This is a genomic window from Rhodanobacter sp. GW835-FHT13D09, from assembly GCF_058793995.1.
Window position 1 is genome coordinate 255,480 of sequence record NZ_JBXAGL010000003.1, and the last position, 19,839, is coordinate 275,318.

At 68.1% G+C, this 19,839-nt stretch carries 21 protein-coding genes; 10 read left to right on the top strand and 11 right to left on the bottom strand.

The annotated features are described in order from the left end of the window. Positions 1-50: 50 nt before the first annotated feature. Positions 51-1,610, bottom strand: a complete 1,560-nt coding sequence (locus AC1Q5A_RS06610) for a GNAT family N-acetyltransferase (protein WP_492699483.1) — start codon at positions 1,608-1,610, stop codon at positions 51-53. A gap of 82 nt (positions 1,611-1,692) precedes the next feature. Between AC1Q5A_RS06610 and AC1Q5A_RS06615 the strand changes: the two genes are divergently transcribed. The 4 genes from AC1Q5A_RS06615 (at position 1,693) to AC1Q5A_RS06630 (ending at position 5,188) form a co-directional block, all read left to right on the top strand. Then, positions 1,693-3,060, top strand: coding sequence for a formimidoylglutamate deiminase (locus tag AC1Q5A_RS06615; protein ID WP_492699484.1), 1,368 nt, complete (start codon positions 1,693-1,695; stop codon positions 3,058-3,060). Between the two features lie 108 nt (positions 3,061-3,168). Further along, positions 3,169-3,573 (top strand): DoxX family protein, encoded by a 405-nt coding sequence (locus tag AC1Q5A_RS06620; protein WP_492699486.1) that lies wholly within the window; start codon positions 3,169-3,171, stop codon positions 3,571-3,573. A gap of 60 nt (positions 3,574-3,633) precedes the next feature. Further along, on the top strand, positions 3,634-3,828 hold the full coding sequence (locus tag AC1Q5A_RS06625; protein ID WP_492699488.1) for a hypothetical protein: 195 nt from the start codon (positions 3,634-3,636) through the stop codon (positions 3,826-3,828). A gap of 73 nt (positions 3,829-3,901) precedes the next feature. After that, positions 3,902-5,188, top strand: a complete 1,287-nt coding sequence (locus AC1Q5A_RS06630; RefSeq protein WP_492699489.1) for an MFS transporter — start codon at positions 3,902-3,904, stop codon at positions 5,186-5,188. A gap of 124 nt (positions 5,189-5,312) precedes the next feature. Here the strand turns inward: AC1Q5A_RS06630 and AC1Q5A_RS06635 are convergent, their stop codons facing one another. Further along, positions 5,313-6,596, bottom strand: coding sequence for an alkaline phosphatase family protein (locus AC1Q5A_RS06635; RefSeq protein WP_492699491.1), 1,284 nt, complete (start codon positions 6,594-6,596; stop codon positions 5,313-5,315). Positions 6,597-6,648: 52 nt separating this feature from the next. Here AC1Q5A_RS06635 and AC1Q5A_RS06640 point away from each other — a divergent pair, with 52 nt between their 5' ends. Beyond that, positions 6,649-7,065 (top strand): hypothetical protein, encoded by a 417-nt coding sequence (locus AC1Q5A_RS06640; RefSeq protein WP_492699493.1) that lies wholly within the window; start codon positions 6,649-6,651, stop codon positions 7,063-7,065. Between the two features lie 142 nt (positions 7,066-7,207). Here AC1Q5A_RS06640 and AC1Q5A_RS06645 read toward each other — a convergent pair whose 3' ends face one another. Both AC1Q5A_RS06645 and AC1Q5A_RS06650 read right to left on the bottom strand, forming a co-directional pair. Then, the gene (locus AC1Q5A_RS06645; protein WP_492699495.1) at positions 7,208-7,720 is read right to left on the bottom strand and encodes a methylated-DNA--[protein]-cysteine S-methyltransferase; all 513 of its coding nucleotides are present in this window, start codon (positions 7,718-7,720) and stop codon (positions 7,208-7,210) included. Beyond that, positions 7,717-9,228, bottom strand: coding sequence for an AlkA N-terminal domain-containing protein (locus tag AC1Q5A_RS06650; RefSeq protein WP_492699496.1), 1,512 nt, complete (start codon positions 9,226-9,228; stop codon positions 7,717-7,719). Before AC1Q5A_RS06650 ends, AC1Q5A_RS06645 begins: the two co-directional genes overlap by 4 nt. Before the next feature lie 856 nt (positions 9,229-10,084). On the opposite strand from AC1Q5A_RS06650, the gene hutU reads away from it, so the two are divergent. From hutU to AC1Q5A_RS06665, 3 genes are all read left to right on the top strand, one after another. Next, positions 10,085-11,755: a urocanate hydratase gene (hutU, locus tag AC1Q5A_RS06655; RefSeq protein ID WP_492699498.1), complete on the top strand. Its 1,671-nt coding sequence runs from the start codon at positions 10,085-10,087 to the stop codon at positions 11,753-11,755. 109 nt (positions 11,756-11,864) lie between these two features. Next, positions 11,865-12,230: a toxin-antitoxin system TumE family protein gene (locus tag AC1Q5A_RS06660; protein ID WP_492699500.1), complete on the top strand. Its 366-nt coding sequence runs from the start codon at positions 11,865-11,867 to the stop codon at positions 12,228-12,230. Further along, positions 12,227-12,577 carry an HVO_A0114 family putative DNA-binding protein gene (locus AC1Q5A_RS06665; RefSeq protein ID WP_492699502.1) on the top strand — a complete coding sequence of 117 codons (351 nt, stop codon included), beginning with the start codon at positions 12,227-12,229 and terminating at the stop codon, positions 12,575-12,577. Before AC1Q5A_RS06660 ends, AC1Q5A_RS06665 begins: the two co-directional genes overlap by 4 nt. A 98-nt stretch (positions 12,578-12,675) precedes the next feature. On the opposite strand, the gene AC1Q5A_RS06670 is transcribed toward AC1Q5A_RS06665, so the two are convergent. The 4 genes from AC1Q5A_RS06670 to AC1Q5A_RS06685 all read right to left on the bottom strand — a co-directional run bounded on the left by AC1Q5A_RS06670 (position 12,676) and on the right by AC1Q5A_RS06685 (position 14,780). After that, entirely contained in the window at positions 12,676-13,023 is a 348-nt protein-coding gene (locus AC1Q5A_RS06670) for a hypothetical protein (protein ID WP_492699504.1), read from the bottom strand. A 354-nt stretch (positions 13,024-13,377) separates the two neighbouring features. Further along, on the bottom strand, positions 13,378-13,815 hold the full coding sequence (locus AC1Q5A_RS06675; protein ID WP_492699506.1) for a putative toxin-antitoxin system toxin component, PIN family: 438 nt from the start codon (positions 13,813-13,815) through the stop codon (positions 13,378-13,380). Beyond that, positions 13,812-14,129 (bottom strand): hypothetical protein, encoded by a 318-nt coding sequence (locus AC1Q5A_RS06680; protein WP_492699508.1) that lies wholly within the window; start codon positions 14,127-14,129, stop codon positions 13,812-13,814. Before AC1Q5A_RS06680 ends, AC1Q5A_RS06675 begins: the two co-directional genes overlap by 4 nt. A gap of 291 nt (positions 14,130-14,420) precedes the next feature. Beyond that, entirely contained in the window at positions 14,421-14,780 is a 360-nt protein-coding gene (locus tag AC1Q5A_RS06685) for a helix-turn-helix domain-containing protein (RefSeq protein ID WP_492699510.1), read from the bottom strand. A gap of 248 nt (positions 14,781-15,028) precedes the next feature. Here AC1Q5A_RS06685 and AC1Q5A_RS06690 point away from each other — a divergent pair, with 248 nt between their 5' ends. Together AC1Q5A_RS06690 and AC1Q5A_RS06695 are read left to right on the top strand one after the other, a co-directional pair. Continuing rightward, a complete protein-coding gene (locus tag AC1Q5A_RS06690) occupies positions 15,029-15,700 on the top strand; it encodes an XAC0095 family protein (protein WP_492699512.1) in 672 nt (223 codons plus the stop codon). Between the two features lie 246 nt (positions 15,701-15,946). After that, positions 15,947-17,449, top strand: coding sequence for a tryptophan halogenase family protein (locus AC1Q5A_RS06695; RefSeq protein ID WP_492699514.1), 1,503 nt, complete (start codon positions 15,947-15,949; stop codon positions 17,447-17,449). An 87-nt stretch (positions 17,450-17,536) separates the two neighbouring features. On the opposite strand, the gene AC1Q5A_RS06700 is transcribed toward AC1Q5A_RS06695, so the two are convergent. The 3 genes from AC1Q5A_RS06700 to AC1Q5A_RS06710 all read right to left on the bottom strand — a co-directional run bounded on the left by AC1Q5A_RS06700 (position 17,537) and on the right by AC1Q5A_RS06710 (position 19,795). Further along, complete coding sequence (locus AC1Q5A_RS06700; protein WP_492699516.1) at positions 17,537-18,190, bottom strand: glutathione S-transferase family protein; 654 nt, start codon at positions 18,188-18,190, stop codon at positions 17,537-17,539. 269 nt (positions 18,191-18,459) lie between these two features. Next, positions 18,460-18,939 carry a VOC family protein gene (locus tag AC1Q5A_RS06705; protein ID WP_492699518.1) on the bottom strand — a complete coding sequence of 160 codons (480 nt, stop codon included), beginning with the start codon at positions 18,937-18,939 and terminating at the stop codon, positions 18,460-18,462. A 94-nt stretch (positions 18,940-19,033) separates the two neighbouring features. Next, the gene (locus tag AC1Q5A_RS06710) at positions 19,034-19,795 is read right to left on the bottom strand and encodes a metallophosphoesterase (protein ID WP_492699520.1); all 762 of its coding nucleotides are present in this window, start codon (positions 19,793-19,795) and stop codon (positions 19,034-19,036) included. Positions 19,796-19,839 lie beyond the last annotated feature (44 nt).

Consider the following 19,839-nt stretch of genomic DNA (forward strand, 5'->3'; position numbering starts at 1 on the left):
TCGTCGGCGACAGCGGCGGGCGGTGCCCGCCCTACAGCCAGCACGGCCGATCAGCGCGGCCGCCAGCGCGTCTCGTACAGGTCGAAGCGGCGGTCCTTGAGGTTCTGCACCGCGCCCGCGTTGCGCGCGCTGGCCAGGCTTTCCAGGCGCAGGTCGGCGAACAGCACGGTCTCGATGTTCGGCGTGGAATCCGCGGCGATGCCGTCGCGCGCGAACGGGAAGTCGCTCGGCGTGAGGATGCAGCTCTGGCCGTACTGGATGTCGAAGTTGTTGACGCCCGGCAGGTTGCCCACGTTGCCCGACAGCACCACGTAGCACTGGTTCTCGATCGCCCGCGCCTGCGCGCAGTAGCGCACGCGCAGGTAGCCCTCGCGCACGTCGGTGCAGAACGGCACGAACAGCATCAGCGCACCCTGGTCGACCAGGTAGCGCGCCACCTCGGGGAACTCCGCGTCGTAGCAGATCATCACCCCGATCGGGCCGCAGTCGGTCTGCACGGTGGCCGCGCTGTCGCCGCCGGTGATGTTCCACACGTTGCGTTCGCTCGGCGTGGGGTGCAGCTTCTCGCGCTCGTGCAGCGAGCCGTCGCGCAGGCACACGTAGCAGACGTTGTGGATGTCGCCGTTGGCCTGCTCGGTGGGATGCGTGCCGGCGATGATGTTGATGTTGTAGTGCACCGCCAGGCGGCTGAAGAGTTCCTTCACCTGCGGCGTGTACTGGCTCAGCTTGCGGATCGACTCCACCGGCGACAGCTCGGTGTTCTCGATCGACAGCAGCTGCAGCGTGATCAGCTCGGGGAAGGTGACGAAGTCGGCGCTGTAGTCGGCGGCGATGTCGGTGAAGTATTCGACCTGGGTGGCGAACTCCTCGAACGAGGTGATCCGGCGCTGCTGGTATTGCACCGAGGCCACCCGCACCGAGTCGGGCAGCAGCCGGGCCGAGGTGACCGGCGGGATGTCCGGCTGGTCGAGCAGTTGCGGGTTGCGCCAGACCAGGTGCGCGGCATAGCCCAGCGATTCGTGGTCGGACGGCACGTAGGCGCGCAACACGCCGACCACCTCGAAATCGTTGGAAAGCTGGAAGCTCAGCGTCTGGTCGCGGCGCCGGCCTTCCACCACCGCCTGCACGTAGGCCTCGGCGTTGCCGTAGCGCTGGATGTTGCGCGCCAGCCCCGGGATGCGTCCGCCGAACACGATCCCGCGCAGCTTCAGGTCGACGCACAGCCGCTTGCGTGCCTGGTACAGCCGCTGGCCGATGCGCATGCCACGGTAGTCCGGGTGCACCACCACTTCCATGCCGTACAACCAGTTGCCGTCCGGCTTGTGCCGCGAGCCCATGCCGCCGCCGGTGATCTGCATCCAGGTATGCGGCGCCAGCGCGGTAGCCTCGTCGATGCGGAAGGTGGCGCAGTAGCCCACGACCGCGCCCTCGTACTCGACCACGAACTGGCCTTCGGGGAAGTGCGTCTGCTGCGAGCGCAGCATCTCCGCCGAGTGGCCCCATTCGGGCGTGTAGATCCGTGCGGTGAGCTCGACCAGTGCCGGCACGTCGGCGGGCACGGCCTGGCGCAGCAGCAGTTTCGGCTTGTTTTCGCTGTTTTTCCTGACCATCGCCCGAGTATGCCCGCGGCGGGGTGAAGGCGGTTTCACCACCCGGTTACACTGCGCGGCATCGCCATCCGGAGCCGGAACCATGAGCAGCAACGCCATCGCCCACTTCAAGGCCGGCCATGCATGGCGCGGCGATGGTTGGCAGGCCGATGCCGTGCTGGGCGTGGATGCGGGCGGGCGGCTGCAGGCCGCGCCGGAGCCCGGCGGTGCGGCGCTCGGCCGCTGGGTGTTGCCCGGCATGCCGAACCTGCACTCGCATGCGTTCCAGCGCGCGATGGCCGGTCTGGCCGAACGCAAGGGAAGGGCCGACGACAGCTTCTGGAGCTGGCGCGAAACGATGTACGCGTTCGCCGCCACGATCGGCCCGGACGAACTCAAGGCGATCGCCGCCCAGCTCTACGTCGAGATGCTCAAGGCCGGCTACACCAGCGTCTGCGAGTTCCACTACCTGCACCACCAGCCGGACGGCGCGCCGTACGCGTCGCCGGAGGCGATGTCGCTGGCGCTGATCGAGGCGGCGCGCGAGGCCGGCATCGGCCTGACCCTGCTGCCGGTGCTGTATATCAGCGGCGGTTTCGACGGCCGTGCGCTCAGCACGCGCCAGCGCCGTTTCGGCCATGCCGTGGACGCCTGGCTGCGCCTGCTGGAGACGCTGCGCCGGCAGCAGAACGACGAGGTGTGCGTGGGTATCGCGCTGCATTCGCTGCGCGCGGTGCCGGAGCCGGCGCTGCGCGAGGTGCTGGCCAGCGAGCTGGCGGCCGGCGGCCCGATCCACATCCACATCGCCGAGCAGGTCGGCGAAGTGCAGGACTGCGTGGCCACCCGCGGCGCGCGGCCGGTGGAATGGCTGTTCGCGCATGCCGCGGTCGACGCGCGCTGGTGCCTGGTCCACGCCACCCACCTCACCGCAGCGGAAACCGCGCAGCTGGCGCGCAGCGGCGCGGTGGCCGGGCTGTGCCCGACCACCGAGGCGAACCTCGGCGACGGCCTGTTCCCGCTGGCCGATTATCTCGATGCCGGCGGGGCGCTCGGCATCGGCTCGGACTCACACATCTCGATCTCGCCGGTGGAGGAACTGCGCTGGCTGGAATACGGCCAACGCCTGGCCACCCGCCATCGCAACATCGCCGCGCGGCACGAGGGCGACAGCGTGGGCGAGACGCTGTGGCGCGCCGCGCTGCATGGCGGCGCGCTGGCCTCGGGCCGGCCGGTCGGCGAGCTGCGCGACGGTGCGCGCGCCGACCTGGTCGTGCTGGACGAGGACTCGCCGCTGCTTGCCGCGCGCGACGCCCGTTCGGTGCTGGACAGCTTCCTGTTCGCCGGCAACACGCCGCTGGTGCGCGACGTGATGGTGGGCGGGCGCTGGCAAGTGCGCGACTTCCGTCATTGCGATGAGGAACGTATTGCGGCGCGGTATCGCGGCGTGGTGGCGCGGCTGGCGGGCGGCTGATCCGGCCCATTCCGGCCTATGTCCCGGCACACGCGATTGGGCTAGATTGCACTGGCCGTACGCGCCGTCGTCGGCGACGGTTTCCGAAACCACCAAGGGGAGAGTCCCATGCAAGCTTCTACCGATCTGGGCAAGCTGGTGCTTCGTGTCGTGCTGGGTGTGTTGATCCTGTTCCATGGCGTGTCCAAGCTGATCCACGGACCGGGCTACGTCATCGGCGTGGTGACCGGAGCCGGCCTGCCGTCGTTCGTGGCCTACGGGGCGTACGTGGGCGAGGTGGTAGCGCCGCTGCTGCTGCTGATCGGGTACTGGACGCGGGTGGGTGCGCTGATCATCGTGATCAACATGTTGGTGGCGATCGGGTTGGTGCACCTCGGCCAGCTGGCCACGCTGGCCGACACCGGCGGCTGGGCGCTGGAGCTGCAGGGCATGTTCCTCGGCACTGCGCTGGCGATCATGCTGCTCGGCGCGGGCCGCTACAGCCTGGGCGGCGCGAACGGCCGCTGGAACTGAGCGGGCTTCCGTCCGCCATCGTTTGACCGGAACGCCCGCCTGCAACGGCGGGCGTTCTGCATGTCCTCCGCTGTTGCCGTGCCCGGATGCTTCGCAGGCGCGGCGCGATGTGCCACGCTCGACGTTTGGCCCGACGCCGCGTTCGGCACACTGGCGATCATCGTGGGCATCGCGCTGTTCGGCTGGTTCAGCGGGCGCGGCGCGGCGGGGCACGGCGAGGAGGTGCGCGCCTTGCGCGGCGACCGCAGCGCCTGAGCCGCTGGTGCGTCATCCATCGTTTGGCCGGCTCGCTCTATCCTTGCCGGGTTGAGCCACCGGGGTGAGTGGAATGAAGCGTGACGTGGCGCCGGAAGCGGCGGGACCATTCGAGGCCGAGGCGCCGGCGCCGTATATCCACCACGGCACGCCCGCGTTCCGCCGCACCAACCTCGCGCTGTTCGCGGCCGGCTTCGCCACGTTCGGACTGCTGTACTGCGTGCAGCCGCTGATGCCGGAGTTCAGCCGGCACTACGGGGTGAGCGAGGCGGGCGCGGCGCTGTCGCTGTCGCTCACTACCGGCGTACTCGCGTTCGCGATGCTGTTCGCCGGCGGGTTATCGGATGCGTGGGGGCGCAAGCCGGTGATGGCGGCCTCGCTGCTGGCCTCGGCGCTGTTGGTGCTGGCCAGCGCGGCGATGCCGACCTGGGGCTCGCTGCTGGTGGTGCGCACGCTGCTGGGGCTCACCCTGAGCGGCCTGCCGGCGGTGGCGATGACGTATCTCGGCGAGGAAATGGACGCCGAATCGATCGGCCTGGGCATGGGCCTCTATATCAGCGGCAGCGCGGTCGGCGGCATGGGCGGGCGGCTGATCTCCGGCGTGCTGGCCGACTTCTTCGGCTGGCGCATCGGCGTGGCGGTGGTCGGCGCGATCGGCGTGGCGGCCGGGCTGGTGTTCTGGCGGGCGCTGCCGCCGTCGCGGCATTTCACGGCGCAGCCGCTGCGCTGGCGCACTCTGCTGGGGCGCCTCGCCGGCATATTCCGCGACCGCGGGCTGCCGTGGCTGTTCGTCGAAGGCTTCCTGCTGCTCGGCGCGTTCGTCACCGTCTACAACTACCTCGGCTACCGGCTGATGGCGCCGCCGTACGGGCTCAGCCAGGCGGTGGTCGGATTGATCTTCGCGATCTACCTGATCGGCACGTTCAGCTCGGCGTGGATGGGTCACCTGGCCGGCAAGCTCGGGCGTCGCAAGGTGCTGTGGACCGCGTTCGCGCTGATGCTGGCCGGCGTGGCGCTGACCATCGCGCGGCCGCTGCCGCTGATCATCCTGGGCATCGTGGCGATCACGTTCGGCTTCTTCGGCGGCCACTCCATCGTCAGCAGCTGGGTCGGCCGGCGCGCCGGCGCGGCGAAGGCGCAGGCGTCGTCGGTGTACCTGTTCTGCTACTACATGGGTTCCAGCATCGCCGGCGCCAGCGGCGGCCTGTTCTACGCGTCGCACGGCTGGAGCGGGGTGGCGCTGTTCACCGGCGCGCTGGTGCTGGCCGGCCTGCTGATCGCGTTGGGCCTGGTGCGGCTGAAGCCACTGGTCGACGTGGCCACGCCGCCCACGCCGATGAGCAAGGGCGCGATGGGGTAGGAGCGCTCTGCTCCTCCCCTGCTGGCAGGGGGAGGCAGGGAGGGGGTAAAGCTCTTGATCTGAAGTCCGAGCAAAAAGCACCCCACCCCTCCCCTCCCCTGCGTGCAGGGGAGGGAGAAAAGCTTCAGCGCGACGCGGGTTTCAGCATGTCCTTCACCGCGTCGTAGTCGCCGTCGTTCGCGGCGGCGGGGAGGCCGAGCAGGCGGGTCATCAGCGGGTAGACGTCCACGTTCGGAAACGCCGGCACCTTCGCGCCGGCGCGGAACGCGGGGCCGTGCGCCACGAACAGCGCCTGCATCAGCGGCTCGGCGTTGTCGTAGCCGTGCTCGCCCAGGCTCAGCCGGCCCTTGCGCTTCGCCGCGTAGTCGCTGGTGGTGATGCGCCAGTGCACGTTCGCCAGGCACAGCAGCTGCGGCACGCGCGGGTTCTTGCCGTAGGCCAGCCGCGCCGGCACGCGGGTCTTGTCCCAGCACTGCATGTGCGGGTGCGGCTGCTCCAGGGTCTGCTCGACCTTCGCGAAATCGGCGCGCGCCTGCGCACTGTCCGACGTCGGGTTGAAGCCGGCCAGGATGCCCATGCTCACCGTCTGCACGCGGTCGAGCGGGACCAGTTCGTCGATCATCACGCTGTTCGATTCCGGCACCCCGGCCATGCCGTGGTCGGACAGCACGATCAGGTTGATCCGCTCGAACAGGCCGCGTTGCTTCAGGCCGTGCACCAGCCGGGCCAGCGCCGCGTCGGTGCCGCGCAGCGCCACCTCCACCTCGGGCGAGTCCGGGCCGTGGACATGCCCGGCGTGATCGACCTCATCGAAGTACAGGGTGAGGAAGCGCGGCCGCTCGGCGGCCGGCAGGTCCAGCCAGGCCAGCACCTGGTCCACCCGCTCGCCGGCCGTTACGCTGCCGTCGAACGGCTTCCAGTAATCCGGGTGATGGCCGTGGATGTCCGCTTCCGAGCCAGGCCAGAACATGGTGGCGGTGCGCACGCCGTGCCGGTCGGCGGTTTCCCAGACTGGCGTGCCCTCGGCCCACCAGCGACCGTCGCTGACCGCCTTGCGGCTGCCCAGCGAGAACTTGCCGAGCTGCGGGTCGAACATGGTGTTGTTGACCACGCCGTGGTGGTCGGGGGTGAGGCCGGTGACGAGGGTGTAGTGGTTTGGAAAGGTCAGCGAGGGGAACGCCGGCTGCATCGAGGCGGCCTGCACGCCGCCCTGCGCCAGCATTGCCAGGGTCGGGCTGTGCCCGCGTTGCAGGTAGTCGTGGCGGTAGCCGTCGATCGAGACCAGCAGCAGCGGCGCCGGTTCGGCGCTGGCGACGGGGGCGGTGGTGTCGCGGGCCGCGTGTTGCGCGGCGCAGCCGGCGCCGAGTGTCACCAGGGAACCCAGCAGCAGGCGAAACAGGATTTTCATGCAGCGAACCTTACGATGTATTCAAACTATCTCCGCATGATCGTGCACCGTCATGACCATTACACGACTCGCCAGGCATTTCCCGTTGCTGCGCACGCTGCTGGCCGGCGTGCTGGCACTTGCGCCGCTGGCCGCCACCTGTGCCTGGCAACAGTCCGGCACGCAGCCGGTGATCCGGCCGGTGCCGCCGAGTGTGCGGTTCCAGCAGGATGCGCAACAGCAGCAGGCGCGCGACGAACTGCAGAAGAGCCAGCTGCAGCAGCAGTTGCAGCAGGGCGTGTCGGACAACGCGAAGCGCCCGATGGCGCAAGACGCGCGCGCCCGCAGCCAGCTCGACCAGGCCGACCAGGCACGCCGCGATCGCGATCGCGCCAGGGAACAGGACCTGCTAGATCGCGAGCGCGCCGCGGCGAACCTGCCGCGGGTGGTACCGCCGGCGTTGCCGGTGCCGAAGCAGAACGGCGGTTGATCGATCGTCCCGGCGATGCGAGGAGACTCGCATCACTTATGTAGGGCGGGCACCGCCCGCCGCTTGCGCTCTGCCTTGATACCACGCAGCGGCAAGAGCCGGCGGGCAGTGCCCGCCCTACAGGAGCGGCACGGGCAGAGTCTCAGCCGAACAGGTCGCCGTGCGCGATGCGCTGTTCCAGGTTCAGCAGGTAGCGTTTCGTCGGCAGGCCGCCGCCGAAGCCGGTGAGGCTGCCGTCCGCGCCGATCACCCGATGGCACGGCAACACGATCGGCAGCGGGTTGCGCCCGTTCGCGGCGCCGACCGCGCGCACCGCCAGCGGCTTGTCGATGCGCCGGGCCAGTTCGCCGTAACTGATCGTGACGCCGTACGGTATCCGCCCCAACTCGTGCCAGACCTCCAACTGGAATGTCGTACCGACGGGGTGCAGCGGCAGCTCGAAGTGCTGGCGTTCGCCGGCGAAATATTCCTGCAGCTGCACGCGGGCGAACTTCAACGGTGCGGCCGCGCGGACCCAGCCGGGGTGCGCCTGCTTCGGATGGCGTTCGCGCTCGAACCAGATCTGGCGCAGGCCGCGGCTGTCCGCGACCAGGCGCAGCGTGCCGACCGGGCTGTCCATCTCGTCGTAGTAGATCGTGTCGGGCGGGTTGGTCATGCGATCGCCTCCGGTTTTTTCTGGCGTGCCGGCGACAACGCCTGCGAGGCGACGCGCCACAAATGGATCACCGCGTACGCGCGCCATGGGCGCCACGCATCCGCGCGTTCGGTCAGGGCTTTCGTGCCGAGCGGTGCGGCGCCAGGCGCCGCTTCGCGGCGCAGGATCAGGTCCGCCGCCGGGAACGCGTCCGGGTCGCCCAGCGCGCGCATTGCGATGTAGTGGGCCGTCCATTCGCCGATGCCGGGCAGTGCGACCCAGCGCGCCACGAACGCGTCCAGCGATTGCCCCGTGCTGAAATCCACCCGGCCGTCCAGCAGCGCCTGCGCCATGCCGCTGATCGTCGCCGCGCGCGCCGCCGTCAGGCCGACCTCGCGCAGGTCCGCCTGCGCCAGTGCGGCCGGCGTCGGGAACAGCCGCTCCAGCTCCGGCAACGGCGCGACCGGCAGCGGTTCGCCCCAGCGTTGCACGATGCGCGTCGCCAGCGTGCGTGCCGCCGCCACGCTGATCTGCTGGCCGAGGATCGCGCGCACCGCGATCTCGAAACCGTCCCAGCCGCCGGGCAGGCGCAGGCCGGGGTGGCGGGCGACCAGCGGGCCGAGCACGGCGTCGCGGCGGAACGTGTCCGCGATCGCCTGCGGGTTTGCGTCCAGATCGAACATGCGCCGCAGCGTCGTCACCACGCCGAGCAGCCGCTTCGGCTGCGGACAATGCAGCTGCAGCCGCAGCGTGTGCTCGCCGCCGGGCCACGCACTGAGCCGCAGCCAGCCCGGCGCATCCACCGGGCCGAACACGCGCGCGTAGCTGCCTTCGTCGACGAGTTCCACGCCCGGCAGCGCGCGCGTGCGCAGGAACGCGAGCAGGCCCGGAAAGTCGTACGGCGGCCGATAGCCGAGCCGCAGCAGCAGCGGCGCGCCGGCCGCCGCGCGCGGGTGCCGGCGCAGTTCGCGTGGCGCCACGCGGTTCGCCTGCGCAAACGCCGCGTTGAACCGGCGCAGGCTGCGGAAGCCGGACGCGAGCGCGACTTCCGTCACCGGCAGCGCGGTCTCCGTCAGCAGCTGTTTCGCGAACAGCAGCCGGCGCGTCGTGTGCACGCTGACCGGCGGCGCGCCGATGCGCTCGACGAACAGCCGGCGCAATTGCCGCGCGCCGATCCCGACGCGCGCCGCCAGCTCGTCCAGCGACTGCTCCGCCAGCGCGCCGGCCTCGATCAGCTTCAGCGCACGCGCCACGACATGATCGCCGCGCTGCCACTGCTCGTTGCCAGGCGCGAGTTCCGGCCGGCAACGCAGGCACGGCCGGAAGCCGGCCGCTTCCGCGGCGGCCGCGTTCGCGTAGTAATGCACGTTCTCGCGCTTCGGCGTCGGCGCCGGGCACACCGGCCGGCAGTAGATTCCGGTGCTGCTCACCGCGGTGAAAAACAGCCCGTCGAAGCGCGCGTCGCGGCTGAGTCGGGCCTGCTCGCAGATGCGCGGGTCGGGCAGGGTGCCGGCATGGAGGTCGCTCATGCCCGCAGGTTAGCAGCAGGGCGGCGACGCGACTCGCCGTTTTCGGACATCAATGGCGTACGCCACGCCCGCAGCGGCTCAGAGCTTGTGAAGAAAACCACCTCCTGTGGTTTTCTTCTGTCGCGAGTCCGGCACATGTATGCATGCCATCCTGGCATGCACCCTGCGGGCCAGCCTGCGGCTGTTCAAATCCGTTCCTGACGGATTTGTCCGGACTCGCTCACGCGAATCAGGCGCCTGCGTGCCCGATCCGCGTCCGGCCATCGGGCAACTGCTTCCTGCGTTGCCTCCACTCGGGCATCGGGCAACCGCTCCTGCGTGGCCTCCACTCGGGCATCCATGCCCTCGCCATGCCCTCGCCATGGCAGGGCTTCGAGGTTGAATAGTCACAACCTCTCAGTGCGCAGGCACCATCAGGTGCTGGTAAGGCGTACCGGCCTACATCACGTACGGCACCGTCGTATCCGGTGTCGCGCGTGTCGTAGAACGCTGCATCCGCGCCGAAGATCATCAGGTGCGGACCGCTGCGGACCCAGTGCTGGCCGACCGCCTCCGCGGCGCCGGCGGAGGTGGTGCCGGCGGCAGGGTGGACGGACGAAAGCAGGTCGACGCAGACCCCAATGCCGGGCGGTACCGGCCAAGCGGCAACCGGCGCCACGCCGGCGACCGTTGTACCCGGTCGGGCAAGCTTCGGGAAATCGCGTCGGTCCGGCAGCATGGCGATCTCCGGTGACGATCGGCGCGAAGTCCGGTGCTTGTCTGTACGCAGGTTTTTCCATCGCCATGCGGCAGCGCCCCTTTCCACGCGGGGAGGCGCTCGCCACAATCGGGTTTTATCCAGTTCCGCGAGATCGCCATGAACGCACCCACCCGCATCGACACCACCCGCACCATCCGCGCGCCGCGCGGCAGCACGCTCAGCTGCAAGAGCTGGCTCAGCGAGGCGCCGTTCCGCATGCTGCAGAACAACCTCGACCCCGAGGTGGCGGAGAACCCGGCGGAGCTGGTGGTGTACGGCGGCATCGGCCGCGCCGCGCGCAACTGGGAGTGCTTCGACGCGATCCTGAAATCGCTGCGCGAACTGAACGACGACGAGACGCTGCTGGTGCAGTCCGGCAAGCCGGTCGGCGTGTTCCGCACGCATGCCGACGCGCCGCGCGTGCTGATCGCGAACTCCAACCTGGTGCCGCACTGGGCCACCTGGGAGCATTTCAACGAGCTCGATAAGAAGGGCCTGATGATGTACGGCCAGATGACGGCCGGCTCGTGGATCTACATCGGCTCGCAGGGCATCGTGCAGGGCACCTACGAGACGTTCGTGGAGATGGGCCGCCAGCACTACCACGGCTCACTCAAGGGACGCTGGATCCTCACTGCCGGCCTCGGCGGCATGGGCGGCGCGCAGCCGCTGGCCGCCACGCTCGCCGGCGCCTGCAGCCTCAACATCGAATGCCAGCAGAAGAGCATCGACTTCCGCCTGAAGACCCGCTACGTCGACGAACAGGCGACCGACCTCGACGACGCGCTGGCGCGCATCGCGAAGTACACCGCCGCCGGCGAAGCGAAATCCATCGCACTGCTCGGCAACGCCGCCGACGTGCTGCCGGAACTCGTGCGCCGCGGCGTGCGCCCCGACGCCGTCACCGACCAGACCAGCGCGCACGACCCGGTCAACGGCTACCTGCCGCAGGGTTGGACGGTCGAGCAGTGGTTCGAGCGGCGCAAGAGCGATCCGGAAGGAACCGCGCGCGCCGCCAAACTGTCGATGAAGACCCACGTGGACGCGATGCTCGCGTTCCACGCGCAGGGCATCCCCACCTTCGACTACGGCAACAACATCCGCCAGATGGCCAAGGACGTGGGCTGCGCCAACGCCTTCGCCTTCCCCGGCTTCGTGCCCGCCTACGTGCGCCCGCTGTTCTGCCGCGGCATCGGCCCGTTCCGCTGGGCCGCGCTGAGCGGCGACCCGGAAGACATCTACAAGACCGACGCCAAGGTCAAGGAACTCATCCCCGACGACAAACACCTGCACCGCTGGCTTGACATGGCCAGGGAACGCATCAGCTTCCAGGGCTTGCCGGCGCGCATCTGCTGGGTGGGGCTGGGGCTGCGCGACAGGCTGGGCCTCGCGTTCAACGAGATGGTGCGCAACGGCGAGCTGAAGGCGCCGGTGGTGATCGGCCGCGATCATCTGGATTCCGGCTCGGTCGCATCACCGAACCGCGAGACCGAGGCGATGAAGGACGGTAGCGATGCGGTGTCCGACTGGCCGCTGCTCAACGCGATGTTGAACGTGGCCGGTGGGGCGACGTGGGTGTCGCTGCATCATGGCGGCGGGGTGGGGATGGGCTACTCGCAGCATTCCGGCGTGGTGATCGTGTGCGATGGTACCGAGGCGGCGGACAAGCGGATTGCGCGGGTGTTGTGGAACGACCCGGGGACCGGGGTGATGCGGCATGCGGATGCGGGGTATGACGTCGCTATCGAGTGTGCGAAGGAGCAGGGGTTGAGGTTGCCGATGGTTTGATCGGCAGGCTGCAGCGCCCCGCTTCGATCGTCATCCCAGCGCAAACTGGGATCCAGTGGCTCAAGGGCTTGGCGGAATAACTAAATTTATCATCGGATGATATATAGTCATGTCAACGGAAGATGTGGGACTGGAAACGCTGCTGTTGCTCAACGGCGAGATCTACGACCAAGGCAACGGTTACTGGATCAAGATCGAGGCATGGCGTATCGAGATGAATGAGCATGTGCCGCACGGCGTGCGCTATGCGCTGACACTGCATGATCGCTACGGCACGCGGCTGCTTGGTTTCGACAATGCACATGCCGTCAAGCCGCCGAAGCGCAAGCGTTATGCAGGTCGGCGTCTAGCCTATGACCATCGCCATCGTCATGCCCGCGACAAGGGCGTGCCGTACGAATTCACCAACCCGCAGCAGTTGCTCGAAGATTTCTTCAACGAAGTCGATCGCGTACTTGAGGCAATGAAGTCATGAAGAAAATGATCATCGGCATCGCATCCCAGCAAGCCATTCGCGCCCGCGCGTTGGCCATTGCGCGCGGCGATCACCGGCCGCGCCCCGACGAGCCGAAGATATGGTTCACCTCCATGCGCTCGCTGGCCGAAGTGTTGTCCGACGACAACCGCGCGTTGCTGCGCGTGATCAGGGAGCAGAAGCCGGAATCATTGAGCCAGCTTGCGGAGTTCACCGGGCGCGCACCCAGCAATCTTTCGCGGACGCTCAAGACGATGGAGCGATATGGCCTGGTCGAGATGCAGCGGGAGCTGCGGACTGTGCGTCCGGTGGCTAAGGCCAGCGAATTTGTGATTCAGGCGGCGTGATCCTAAGGGGGAAAGTGTTGAGGCCATTTTCGACGGGCGACCACGTTGCTCAAATTGTCCCAGACACTTTCCTTACTCTGTAAAGGTCCGTTCCGGACTCAGTGCGGCATGTCGCTCGTGTGGAGCAGCGTGGGCAGCGGCAGCTGGCTGAGCCGTTCGGCCTGTTCGCTGAGGAAGTACAGGGCGGCGAAGAGGCCTTCGGTGGTGGGGACGTCGAGGGGGCTGCAGCCGGGGTCGATGGTTTGGCAGTTGGCCTGGATGTCGCGGAAGGCTTCGCTGTTGGCGAGCACGCGGGCGAGGGCGCGGATGGCGGTGGTGATGCCGGCCAGGGTGGCGGCGTCGTGCTGGCCGAAGCCGGCTTCGGCGAGAGTCCAGTAGGGGCGCGAGAGCGGGTTGGTGGGGATGCGCGCGTCGGGTGCGACTGCCGTATGATCGGGCTTAGCCATGATCAACTCCTAGTAAGTTGGTTGTGGTCAGCGGGTCGTATGGGTTGCTGCCCATGCGGCCCGCGCTGCTTTAGTCTTGCGGGTTTTCTCCGGCCGACAGCTATTGCGCCGTGGCGGTTACGATAATAATCGGGAAGAAAAAGAAAATCTGTAGGAATAGGGCTGTATTTTGTAATCCATCGCTTTTGGATTAATGGCGCTTCTGGCATTGCCTGGTAACGGATTTATATACCCGACATGTCGTAATGGATGTCATGTGGAAACGTGGGTGGGTTCATTCGATTGGCCGAGAGCGAAGCCACCGGCTCTGCCCGGATTTCGAAAATGGTGGATGGCCTGGTCGCCGTCGAACGCCTACGACGACAGCTGCTCGATCGCCTGCGCCGGCGTGAGGATGGCGAGGCCGCGCAGCGGTGCGAGCACGTGCAGGTCGGCGTCGCCGGGGACCAGCGCATCGGCTTTCGCGGCGAGCGCGAGTTGCAGGAACGGCAGGTCGTGCGGGTCGCGGCACGGCGGCGTGCGTGGCGGCGGGTCGGGGATGCGGAAGGTCTCCGTCCACGGCAGGTAGTCGGCGAGGAGGTCGTGCTGTTCGCCGGGCGTCAGCTTGAACTTGGGATAGGCGAGCACGCGGATCAGCTCGGCGGCGGTAGCACGGCTGGCCAGCGGCACGCAGAGTGCCGCCTGCCAGGCGAGACGCAGGCGGCCGCTGACGCCGCCGGGACGGATCAGCGCCGACAGCACGACGTTGGTGTCGAGTACCCAGCGCGGTGTCCGGCGTGTTGGCGGACTCACGGCTTGCGCCGCGGCGCGGGTTTGCCCGTGCGCGGCGGTTTCGCGTCGTAGCGGCCTCGCAGTTCGGCGACATGAGCAGCGTGGCGCGCCGGACCGGCCTGGCGCGCCCAGGCGACCGCCGCGGCGAGATCCTCGTCGCCAAGCTCAAGCGCGGCGAGCTTGGCGCGCACGGCGTCGGCGCGCTGGATGCGCACGGGTGTCAGCACCAGTTGCCCGGCGCGTGCTTCCACCTCGAAATACTCGGCGTTGCCGGCGGCTTCGACCGCAGCCTTGGGCAGCGTCAACTGGTTCTTGCTGGTGAGCTTGGCGAGCATGGGTCGGGCCGTATGTAAGGATACCTTACTCTAGGCCGCGTTGCCGCCGCCTGCAAGCTTGCTGACAGATTCGCCTGGTGCCTGCTCGACCTGCTGTGCCGGCGACGGCTTTCGTGGGTGCCGCCACATCGAGCCCATCGTGCAACGGCCGCAACGGGCGGCACTGGAAAACGCCGGACATATTCCGCCTCCGCGACTGGCTGACCCACCGAGGAGCCCGGCATGAAGAAGTCGAAGGCCGAGGTGCTGTCGTCGAGGTGGAGCCGCTGATCGCGTCCAACCTCCCGTTTTTCAGGAGAGGAACTTCACCAGCAACTGCCGCTTGGGCTCGGGCAGCTTGTGGAATGCATCGAGCAGGCGGCCCTCGCTTTCGGTCAGCCGCCGATAGACGGCGCGGGTTTCTCCCACGCCCAGCGGCATGGGGCCGCGACCGGTGGCCAGCCATTCGAGGCTGATGTCGAATTCCTTGGCTAGCTCGATGATGCGAGAGAGTTCAGGCAGTGCAAGGCCCGTGAGCCATTTGCGGGCGGTTTCCCTCGACACGGCGTAGCGATCCGCCAGAGCGCTGGTTCTTCCGCGTCCCTGTACGAAACCGGTCCGGTCCAGCGCCTTGCGCAGGCGATCCGCGAAGTCCTCGTAGGGTGCGGCCATCCGAATTCCTGTTGTCGCATCGTCCCCGGTGCTTGCGCATGGCGACGTTTGGCAGGTGCGGTCCATTGTTGCGCACGTGCGCTTGTGAATATGCTATTTTTGGTTGTTGACAATGGCACTTTTTGATTGCATTGTGCTTGCTGTGCGAGATACAGAAACAGGAGCCAGGGCGTACTTCTTCGAGGAAGGGTTGTAGAAGCCGATGCTGGCCCCTTCAGATGGGCACTTCATGGAACCAGGAGGCGAACATGTCGACGATCGATTCGGATGATCTGGAAGCGATGGGCTATTTTGTGCCGGAGGACAGCCAGTTGCGGCTGAAAAAGCTCCGCGAGTATGTGGAGTTCCTGGCCAACCTGGCGCGACCGCGCATGGCGGACGAGGCAAAGGAGTGGTTCGCGGAGATCCGCCCGGGCGAGGTGGCGATCTGCCTGGAATTGCTGGAGGAGCAGATCGCCCAGGTGCTGGACGAACTCTCCTGGCCGGCCGAGCGTGGCGACAGGGCGGCAGCAGGCGAGGCCGATGCGGAAGCGGAGGCTTGCACGGAAGCCGCAGAACCGGAGGTTGCCGGGGCGATGATGGATGAGGCCGGCAACCGCTTCCTCTTCGGCGTCACCCTGGATCAGATCGACGAGATCAACCTGCTGCTGAGCAGCCTTCGGGCCCTTGGCAACGTGGTGACCTGCACCGATCACGCCGAGTTGTCCGACGCCACGCTGTCGATCATGGGCGACGCCATCGTCCGCGACGTGGAGAAGCTGCGCGACATCATCGGCGACGTGAATGCGCAGGGGCTGAAGCCACAGCGTGGCACGAAACCCGGTGTGCGCGAGGAGCGGGCCACCTACCTCGCGCTGCCCGCGCGTTTGCTCTCGAGCGGAGCGCCGTACGTCGTTCGGCAGCATCCAACCTACCAGTAGCCGGAAGTCATGGCGATCGCCTGCCGGTTCGTACTTTATGCCGGCACAAACTGACTGGGTCAGAGCCACTTAGGGTCTTTAAAGGAGGTGGCTCTGGCCCGGTTCCGGAAAAAGGAGCCAAGGACGATTTGCGGAAGCTGTCGCAACAAGGCTGATAGAGGCCGATTCGACGGCCCCGGGGTTTGCGGGTCTCCCTGCTTCCGGTAAAGATGCACGGGCATTCCCGCCCGCTACCGCCTTCGTCCCATGACCGACCGCCGTATCCGCCGCATCGTTATCGTTGGAGGGGGCACGGCTGGCTGGATGGCCGCCGCCGCGCTGGCGAGGGGGCTGCAGGGCAACTGCCGCATCGACGTGGTGGAGTCCGACGAAATCGGCACCATCGGCGTCGGCGAGGCGACGTTGCCGCCAATCAAGCTGTTCAACCAGACCCTCGGCATCGACGAGAACGCGTTCGTCGCCGCCACCCAGGGCACGTTCAAGCTCGGCATCGAGTTCGTCGACTGGAGCAGCCTGGGGCATCGCTATTTCCATCCCTTCGGGCAGATCGGTATGCCGTTCGACGCGGTGCCGCTGCACCAGTACTGGCTGCGCGAGCGCGCCCGCGGCGACACCACGCCATTGCAGGATTACGCCTACGCCTGGGTGGCCGCGCGCAAGGGCCGGTTCGAGCGGCCGTCGGGCGGGCGCCAGCACGTGCAGTCTACGTTCGACTACGCCTACCATTTCGACGCCGCCCTGTACGCGCGCTTCCTGCGCGGCTACGCCGAGCAGCGCGGCGTGGTGCGTACCGAGGGCAAGGTGGTGGACGTCACGCTGCGCGCGGACGACGGCTTCATCGAATCGGTGACGCTCGCCGGTGGCGCGGTGCTGGAGGCCGACTTGTTCATCGACTGCTCCGGTTTCCGCGGCCTGCTGATCGAGGGCACCCTGAAGACCGGCTACGAGAGCTGGGACCAGTGGCTGCCGTGCGACCGCGCGGTGGCCGTGCCGAGCACGCATGGCGAGGCGCCGGTGCCGTACACCCGCGCCACGGCACACGCGGCGGGCTGGCAGTGGCGCATCCCGCTGCAGCATCGCATGGGCAACGGGCTGGTCTACGGCAGCCGCTACATCGGCGACGACGAGGCGACCGCGCTGCTGCTGTCCAGGCTCGAGGGCGAGGCGCTGGCGGAACCGCGGCTGCTGCGCTTCGTCACCGGGCGGCGGCGGCTTGCCTGGAACCGCAACTGCGTGGCGCTGGGCCTCGCCGCAGGCTTCATGGAGCCGCTGGAGTCGACCAGCATCCACCTGGTGCAGTCGTCCCTGTCGCGCCTCCTGGCCTTGTTCCCCGACCGCGACTTCGATCCGCTGGCCGCGCGCGAATTCAACCGTCTCACGCATGCCGAGCACGAGCGCATCCGCGACTTCCTGATCCTGCACTACCACGCCACGACGCGCGACGACGCCCCGCTGTGGCGCGACTGCCGCGCGATGGCGATTCCCGACACGCTGCAATACAAGCTCGACCAGTTCCGCAGTTGCGGCCGCACCGTGGCCGAGCCGCTGGAGCTGTTCCAGAACCCGAACTGGCTGGCGGTGATGATCGGCCAGGAAGTCTGGCCCGCGCGCTACGACCCGCTGGTGGACCTGCGCACCACCGTCGACGCGCCGAGCCGGCTGGCCGAGCTGCGACAGGTGATGGAGCAGGTCGCGACGGCGATGCCGACCCAGGCCGAGTACATCGATCGCCATTGCCGCGCGCGCTAGGGTCTGCCGTCCACCAACAAGGGGGCTAAAGTGGGCGAAGTCCCGGTGTCGCGGATCTGTTGAATCCGCAGCCCGGAACGGGCCTTGTCAGCCGGCCGGTGGCTTGCCGGTGAACACCGCCAGTTGGGCGGCGAAGGCACGCTTGTACGCGGGTCTTGCTTCGCCGCGGGCGACATAGGCGGCGAGGTTCGGGTACTCGTCCAGCATGCCCGAGGGCCTCAGCCGGAGCAGCGCGTGCACCATCATGAGGTCGCCCGCGCTGAACGCGCCGTCGAGCCACTCGGCGTCGCCGAGGCGGACGGAAAGCTCGCCCAGCCTGCCGCGGATGCGGTCCTTGATCAGCGGCAGGCGTTCCGCGGTCCAGGGCTTGTCGCTTTCCTGGAATTTGGCGATTTGCAGCTCGATGATGGGCGGCTCCACCGTGTTGAGCGCGGCGAACATCCAGCTGATCGCGCGTCCCCGGGCGTTCGCCTCGTCCGGCAGCAGGCCCGCGTGGTGCTGGGCGATGTGCAGCACGATGGCGCCCGACTCGAACAGGACGAGCCCGTCTTCCTCGTAGGTGGGGATCTGCCCGAACGGTTGCAGCGCGCGATGCGCGGGCTCCTTCATCGCCTTGAACGAAACAAGGCGAACGTTGTAGGGCTGGCCCGCTTCCTCGAGCGCCCAGCGCACGCGCATGTCGCGCGCAAGGCCCTGGCCGCGGTCGGGCGAGCTTTCGAAGGCGGTGATGGTGGGGGGCATGGGAAGGCTCCAGGGAATGGCGTGTCGCGGATACAGAGGCAGCGTGCACTTTTCGAACAGGCGACCCTGCTCCTTGTTTGCCTGCGGGGGATATCGGGAATCCGGTTATCTGTTCGTCATTCCAGCGAGGTGTTCTGCAGCAGCCGAAGGCTGGTCAAGGCGGGATCCGGTGCCTTCGGAACCCAATGCCTGAAGGCGCTGGGTTCCTGCCTTCGCAGGAACGACGAAAATTTTTCGGGAGTCGCTGCAGCGACCGACAGCGGCCAGCGTCAGCCGCGCCGGGCGGCCTCGATCGCGGCGATGTCGATCTTCGTCATCGTCATCATCGCCTCGAATGCGCGCTTGGCGGCGGCGGGATCGGGGTCGGTGACCGCGGCCGTCAGGGCGCGCGGGGTGATCTGCCACGACAGGCCCCACTTGTCCTTGCACCAGCCGCAGGCGCTGGCCTGGCCGCCGTGGTCGATGATGGCGTTCCAAAGGCGGTCGGTTTCGGCCTGGTCGTCGGTCGCCACCTGGAACGAGAACGCATCGGTGTGCGGGACTCCGGGTCCGCCGTTCAGGCCCAGGCACGGGATGCCCATGACCGTGAACTCGACCATCAGCACATCACCCTGCTTGCCCGCCGGATAGTCGCCCGGTGCACGGTGGACGGCGCCCACGGCGCTGTCCGGGAACGTACTGGCGTAGAACGTCGCCGCCTCCAGCGCGGCGCCGTCGTACCAGAGGCAGATCGTGCTCTTGCTCATCATGCTGGTGCTCCTGGGTCGGTCGGGGAAGCGGCTCTTCCTGTTACCGACGAACGGCGGCCGTGCGGATCGACACGGCGCCGCCGCATCGCGCCCGTTATCGGCCTGCCGCCACCTCGATGCACAGGCAAGGGTCGAAATGCGGGTTCTCGTTTACGCCGTCGGAGCCGTAGCCGCGCGGGTTGCACACCACGCGGGTGCCGTTCACGTTGTAGTCGAAGCTGTCGTGGGTGTGGCCGTGGATCCACAGCGCGGCGCGGCCCATCAGCGCGCTGCAGTCGGACACGAAGGCGGCGCTGACCGGCGAATCGGCAAAGCGCGGATGCACGCTGCGCGGGGTCGGCGCATGGTGGGTGACGACTACGGTCGGCCCGGCGAAGGGTTCATCCAGCGCGGCGGTGAGCCATGCGTATTGTTCGGCGAACAGCGCGCAGGCGTCGGCCGGGGTGAACACGCTGCCGTCGGCGTTGCGGATGACGGCGAAGTCGCGCATGAGCCTTGCCGACTGCGTTATTGCGAGGCTCTTGTTTTCGGCGCCGAACAGCGCGAAGTCCGTCCACAGCGTCGCGCCCACGAAGCGCACGCCATCGATCACCTGCACAGCCTGATCCAGCAGCCGGACGCCGTGTTCGCGGGCGCTTCGGGCCAGAGCCTGGCGCACCTCCGGGATCGAGCCGCCGTAGAACTCGTGATTGCCGGGGACGTACAGTACCGGCCGCCCCAGGCCGGCCGCCCACTGCATCGCGTCGGACGCCGGGCGCCGGATGTCGCCGGCAAGGATCGTTGCATCCGCCGCCACTGCGGGCGGCGGCATGCCGTGCACGCCCAGGTGCAGGTCCGACAGGATGTGCAGGCGCATGCGTTGCTCCGTTCACGATCATGACGATGGGCACGAAACCGGGC

Excerpts from the sequence above, each read along its gene's own strand:
- AC1Q5A_RS06610 (WP_492699483.1), bottom strand. The coding sequence starts at position 1,610 with ATGGTCAGGAAAAACAGCGAAAACAAGCCGAAACTGCTGCTGCGCCAG.
- AC1Q5A_RS06615 (WP_492699484.1), top strand. The coding sequence starts at position 1,693 with ATGAGCAGCAACGCCATCGCCCACTTCAAGGCCGGCCATGCATGGCGC.
- AC1Q5A_RS06620 (WP_492699486.1), top strand. The coding sequence starts at position 3,169 with ATGCAAGCTTCTACCGATCTGGGCAAGCTGGTGCTTCGTGTCGTGCTG.
- AC1Q5A_RS06625 (WP_492699488.1), top strand. The coding sequence starts at position 3,634 with ATGTCCTCCGCTGTTGCCGTGCCCGGATGCTTCGCAGGCGCGGCGCGA.
- AC1Q5A_RS06630 (WP_492699489.1), top strand. The coding sequence starts at position 3,902 with ATGAAGCGTGACGTGGCGCCGGAAGCGGCGGGACCATTCGAGGCCGAG.
- AC1Q5A_RS06635 (WP_492699491.1), bottom strand. The coding sequence starts at position 6,596 with ATGAAAATCCTGTTTCGCCTGCTGCTGGGTTCCCTGGTGACACTCGGC.
- AC1Q5A_RS06640 (WP_492699493.1), top strand. The coding sequence starts at position 6,649 with ATGACCATTACACGACTCGCCAGGCATTTCCCGTTGCTGCGCACGCTG.
- AC1Q5A_RS06645 (WP_492699495.1), bottom strand. The coding sequence starts at position 7,720 with ATGACCAACCCGCCCGACACGATCTACTACGACGAGATGGACAGCCCG.
- AC1Q5A_RS06650 (WP_492699496.1), bottom strand. The coding sequence starts at position 9,228 with ATGAGCGACCTCCATGCCGGCACCCTGCCCGACCCGCGCATCTGCGAG.
- hutU (WP_492699498.1), top strand. The coding sequence starts at position 10,085 with ATGAACGCACCCACCCGCATCGACACCACCCGCACCATCCGCGCGCCG.
- AC1Q5A_RS06660 (WP_492699500.1), top strand. The coding sequence starts at position 11,865 with ATGTCAACGGAAGATGTGGGACTGGAAACGCTGCTGTTGCTCAACGGC.
- AC1Q5A_RS06665 (WP_492699502.1), top strand. The coding sequence starts at position 12,227 with ATGAAGAAAATGATCATCGGCATCGCATCCCAGCAAGCCATTCGCGCC.
- AC1Q5A_RS06670 (WP_492699504.1), bottom strand. The coding sequence starts at position 13,023 with ATGGCTAAGCCCGATCATACGGCAGTCGCACCCGACGCGCGCATCCCC.
- AC1Q5A_RS06680 (WP_492699508.1), bottom strand. The coding sequence starts at position 14,129 with ATGCTCGCCAAGCTCACCAGCAAGAACCAGTTGACGCTGCCCAAGGCT.
- AC1Q5A_RS06685 (WP_492699510.1), bottom strand. The coding sequence starts at position 14,780 with ATGGCCGCACCCTACGAGGACTTCGCGGATCGCCTGCGCAAGGCGCTG.
- AC1Q5A_RS06690 (WP_492699512.1), top strand. The coding sequence starts at position 15,029 with ATGTCGACGATCGATTCGGATGATCTGGAAGCGATGGGCTATTTTGTG.
- AC1Q5A_RS06695 (WP_492699514.1), top strand. The coding sequence starts at position 15,947 with ATGACCGACCGCCGTATCCGCCGCATCGTTATCGTTGGAGGGGGCACG.
- AC1Q5A_RS06700 (WP_492699516.1), bottom strand. The coding sequence starts at position 18,190 with ATGCCCCCCACCATCACCGCCTTCGAAAGCTCGCCCGACCGCGGCCAG.
- AC1Q5A_RS06705 (WP_492699518.1), bottom strand. The coding sequence starts at position 18,939 with ATGATGAGCAAGAGCACGATCTGCCTCTGGTACGACGGCGCCGCGCTG.
- AC1Q5A_RS06710 (WP_492699520.1), bottom strand. The coding sequence starts at position 19,795 with ATGCGCCTGCACATCCTGTCGGACCTGCACCTGGGCGTGCACGGCATG.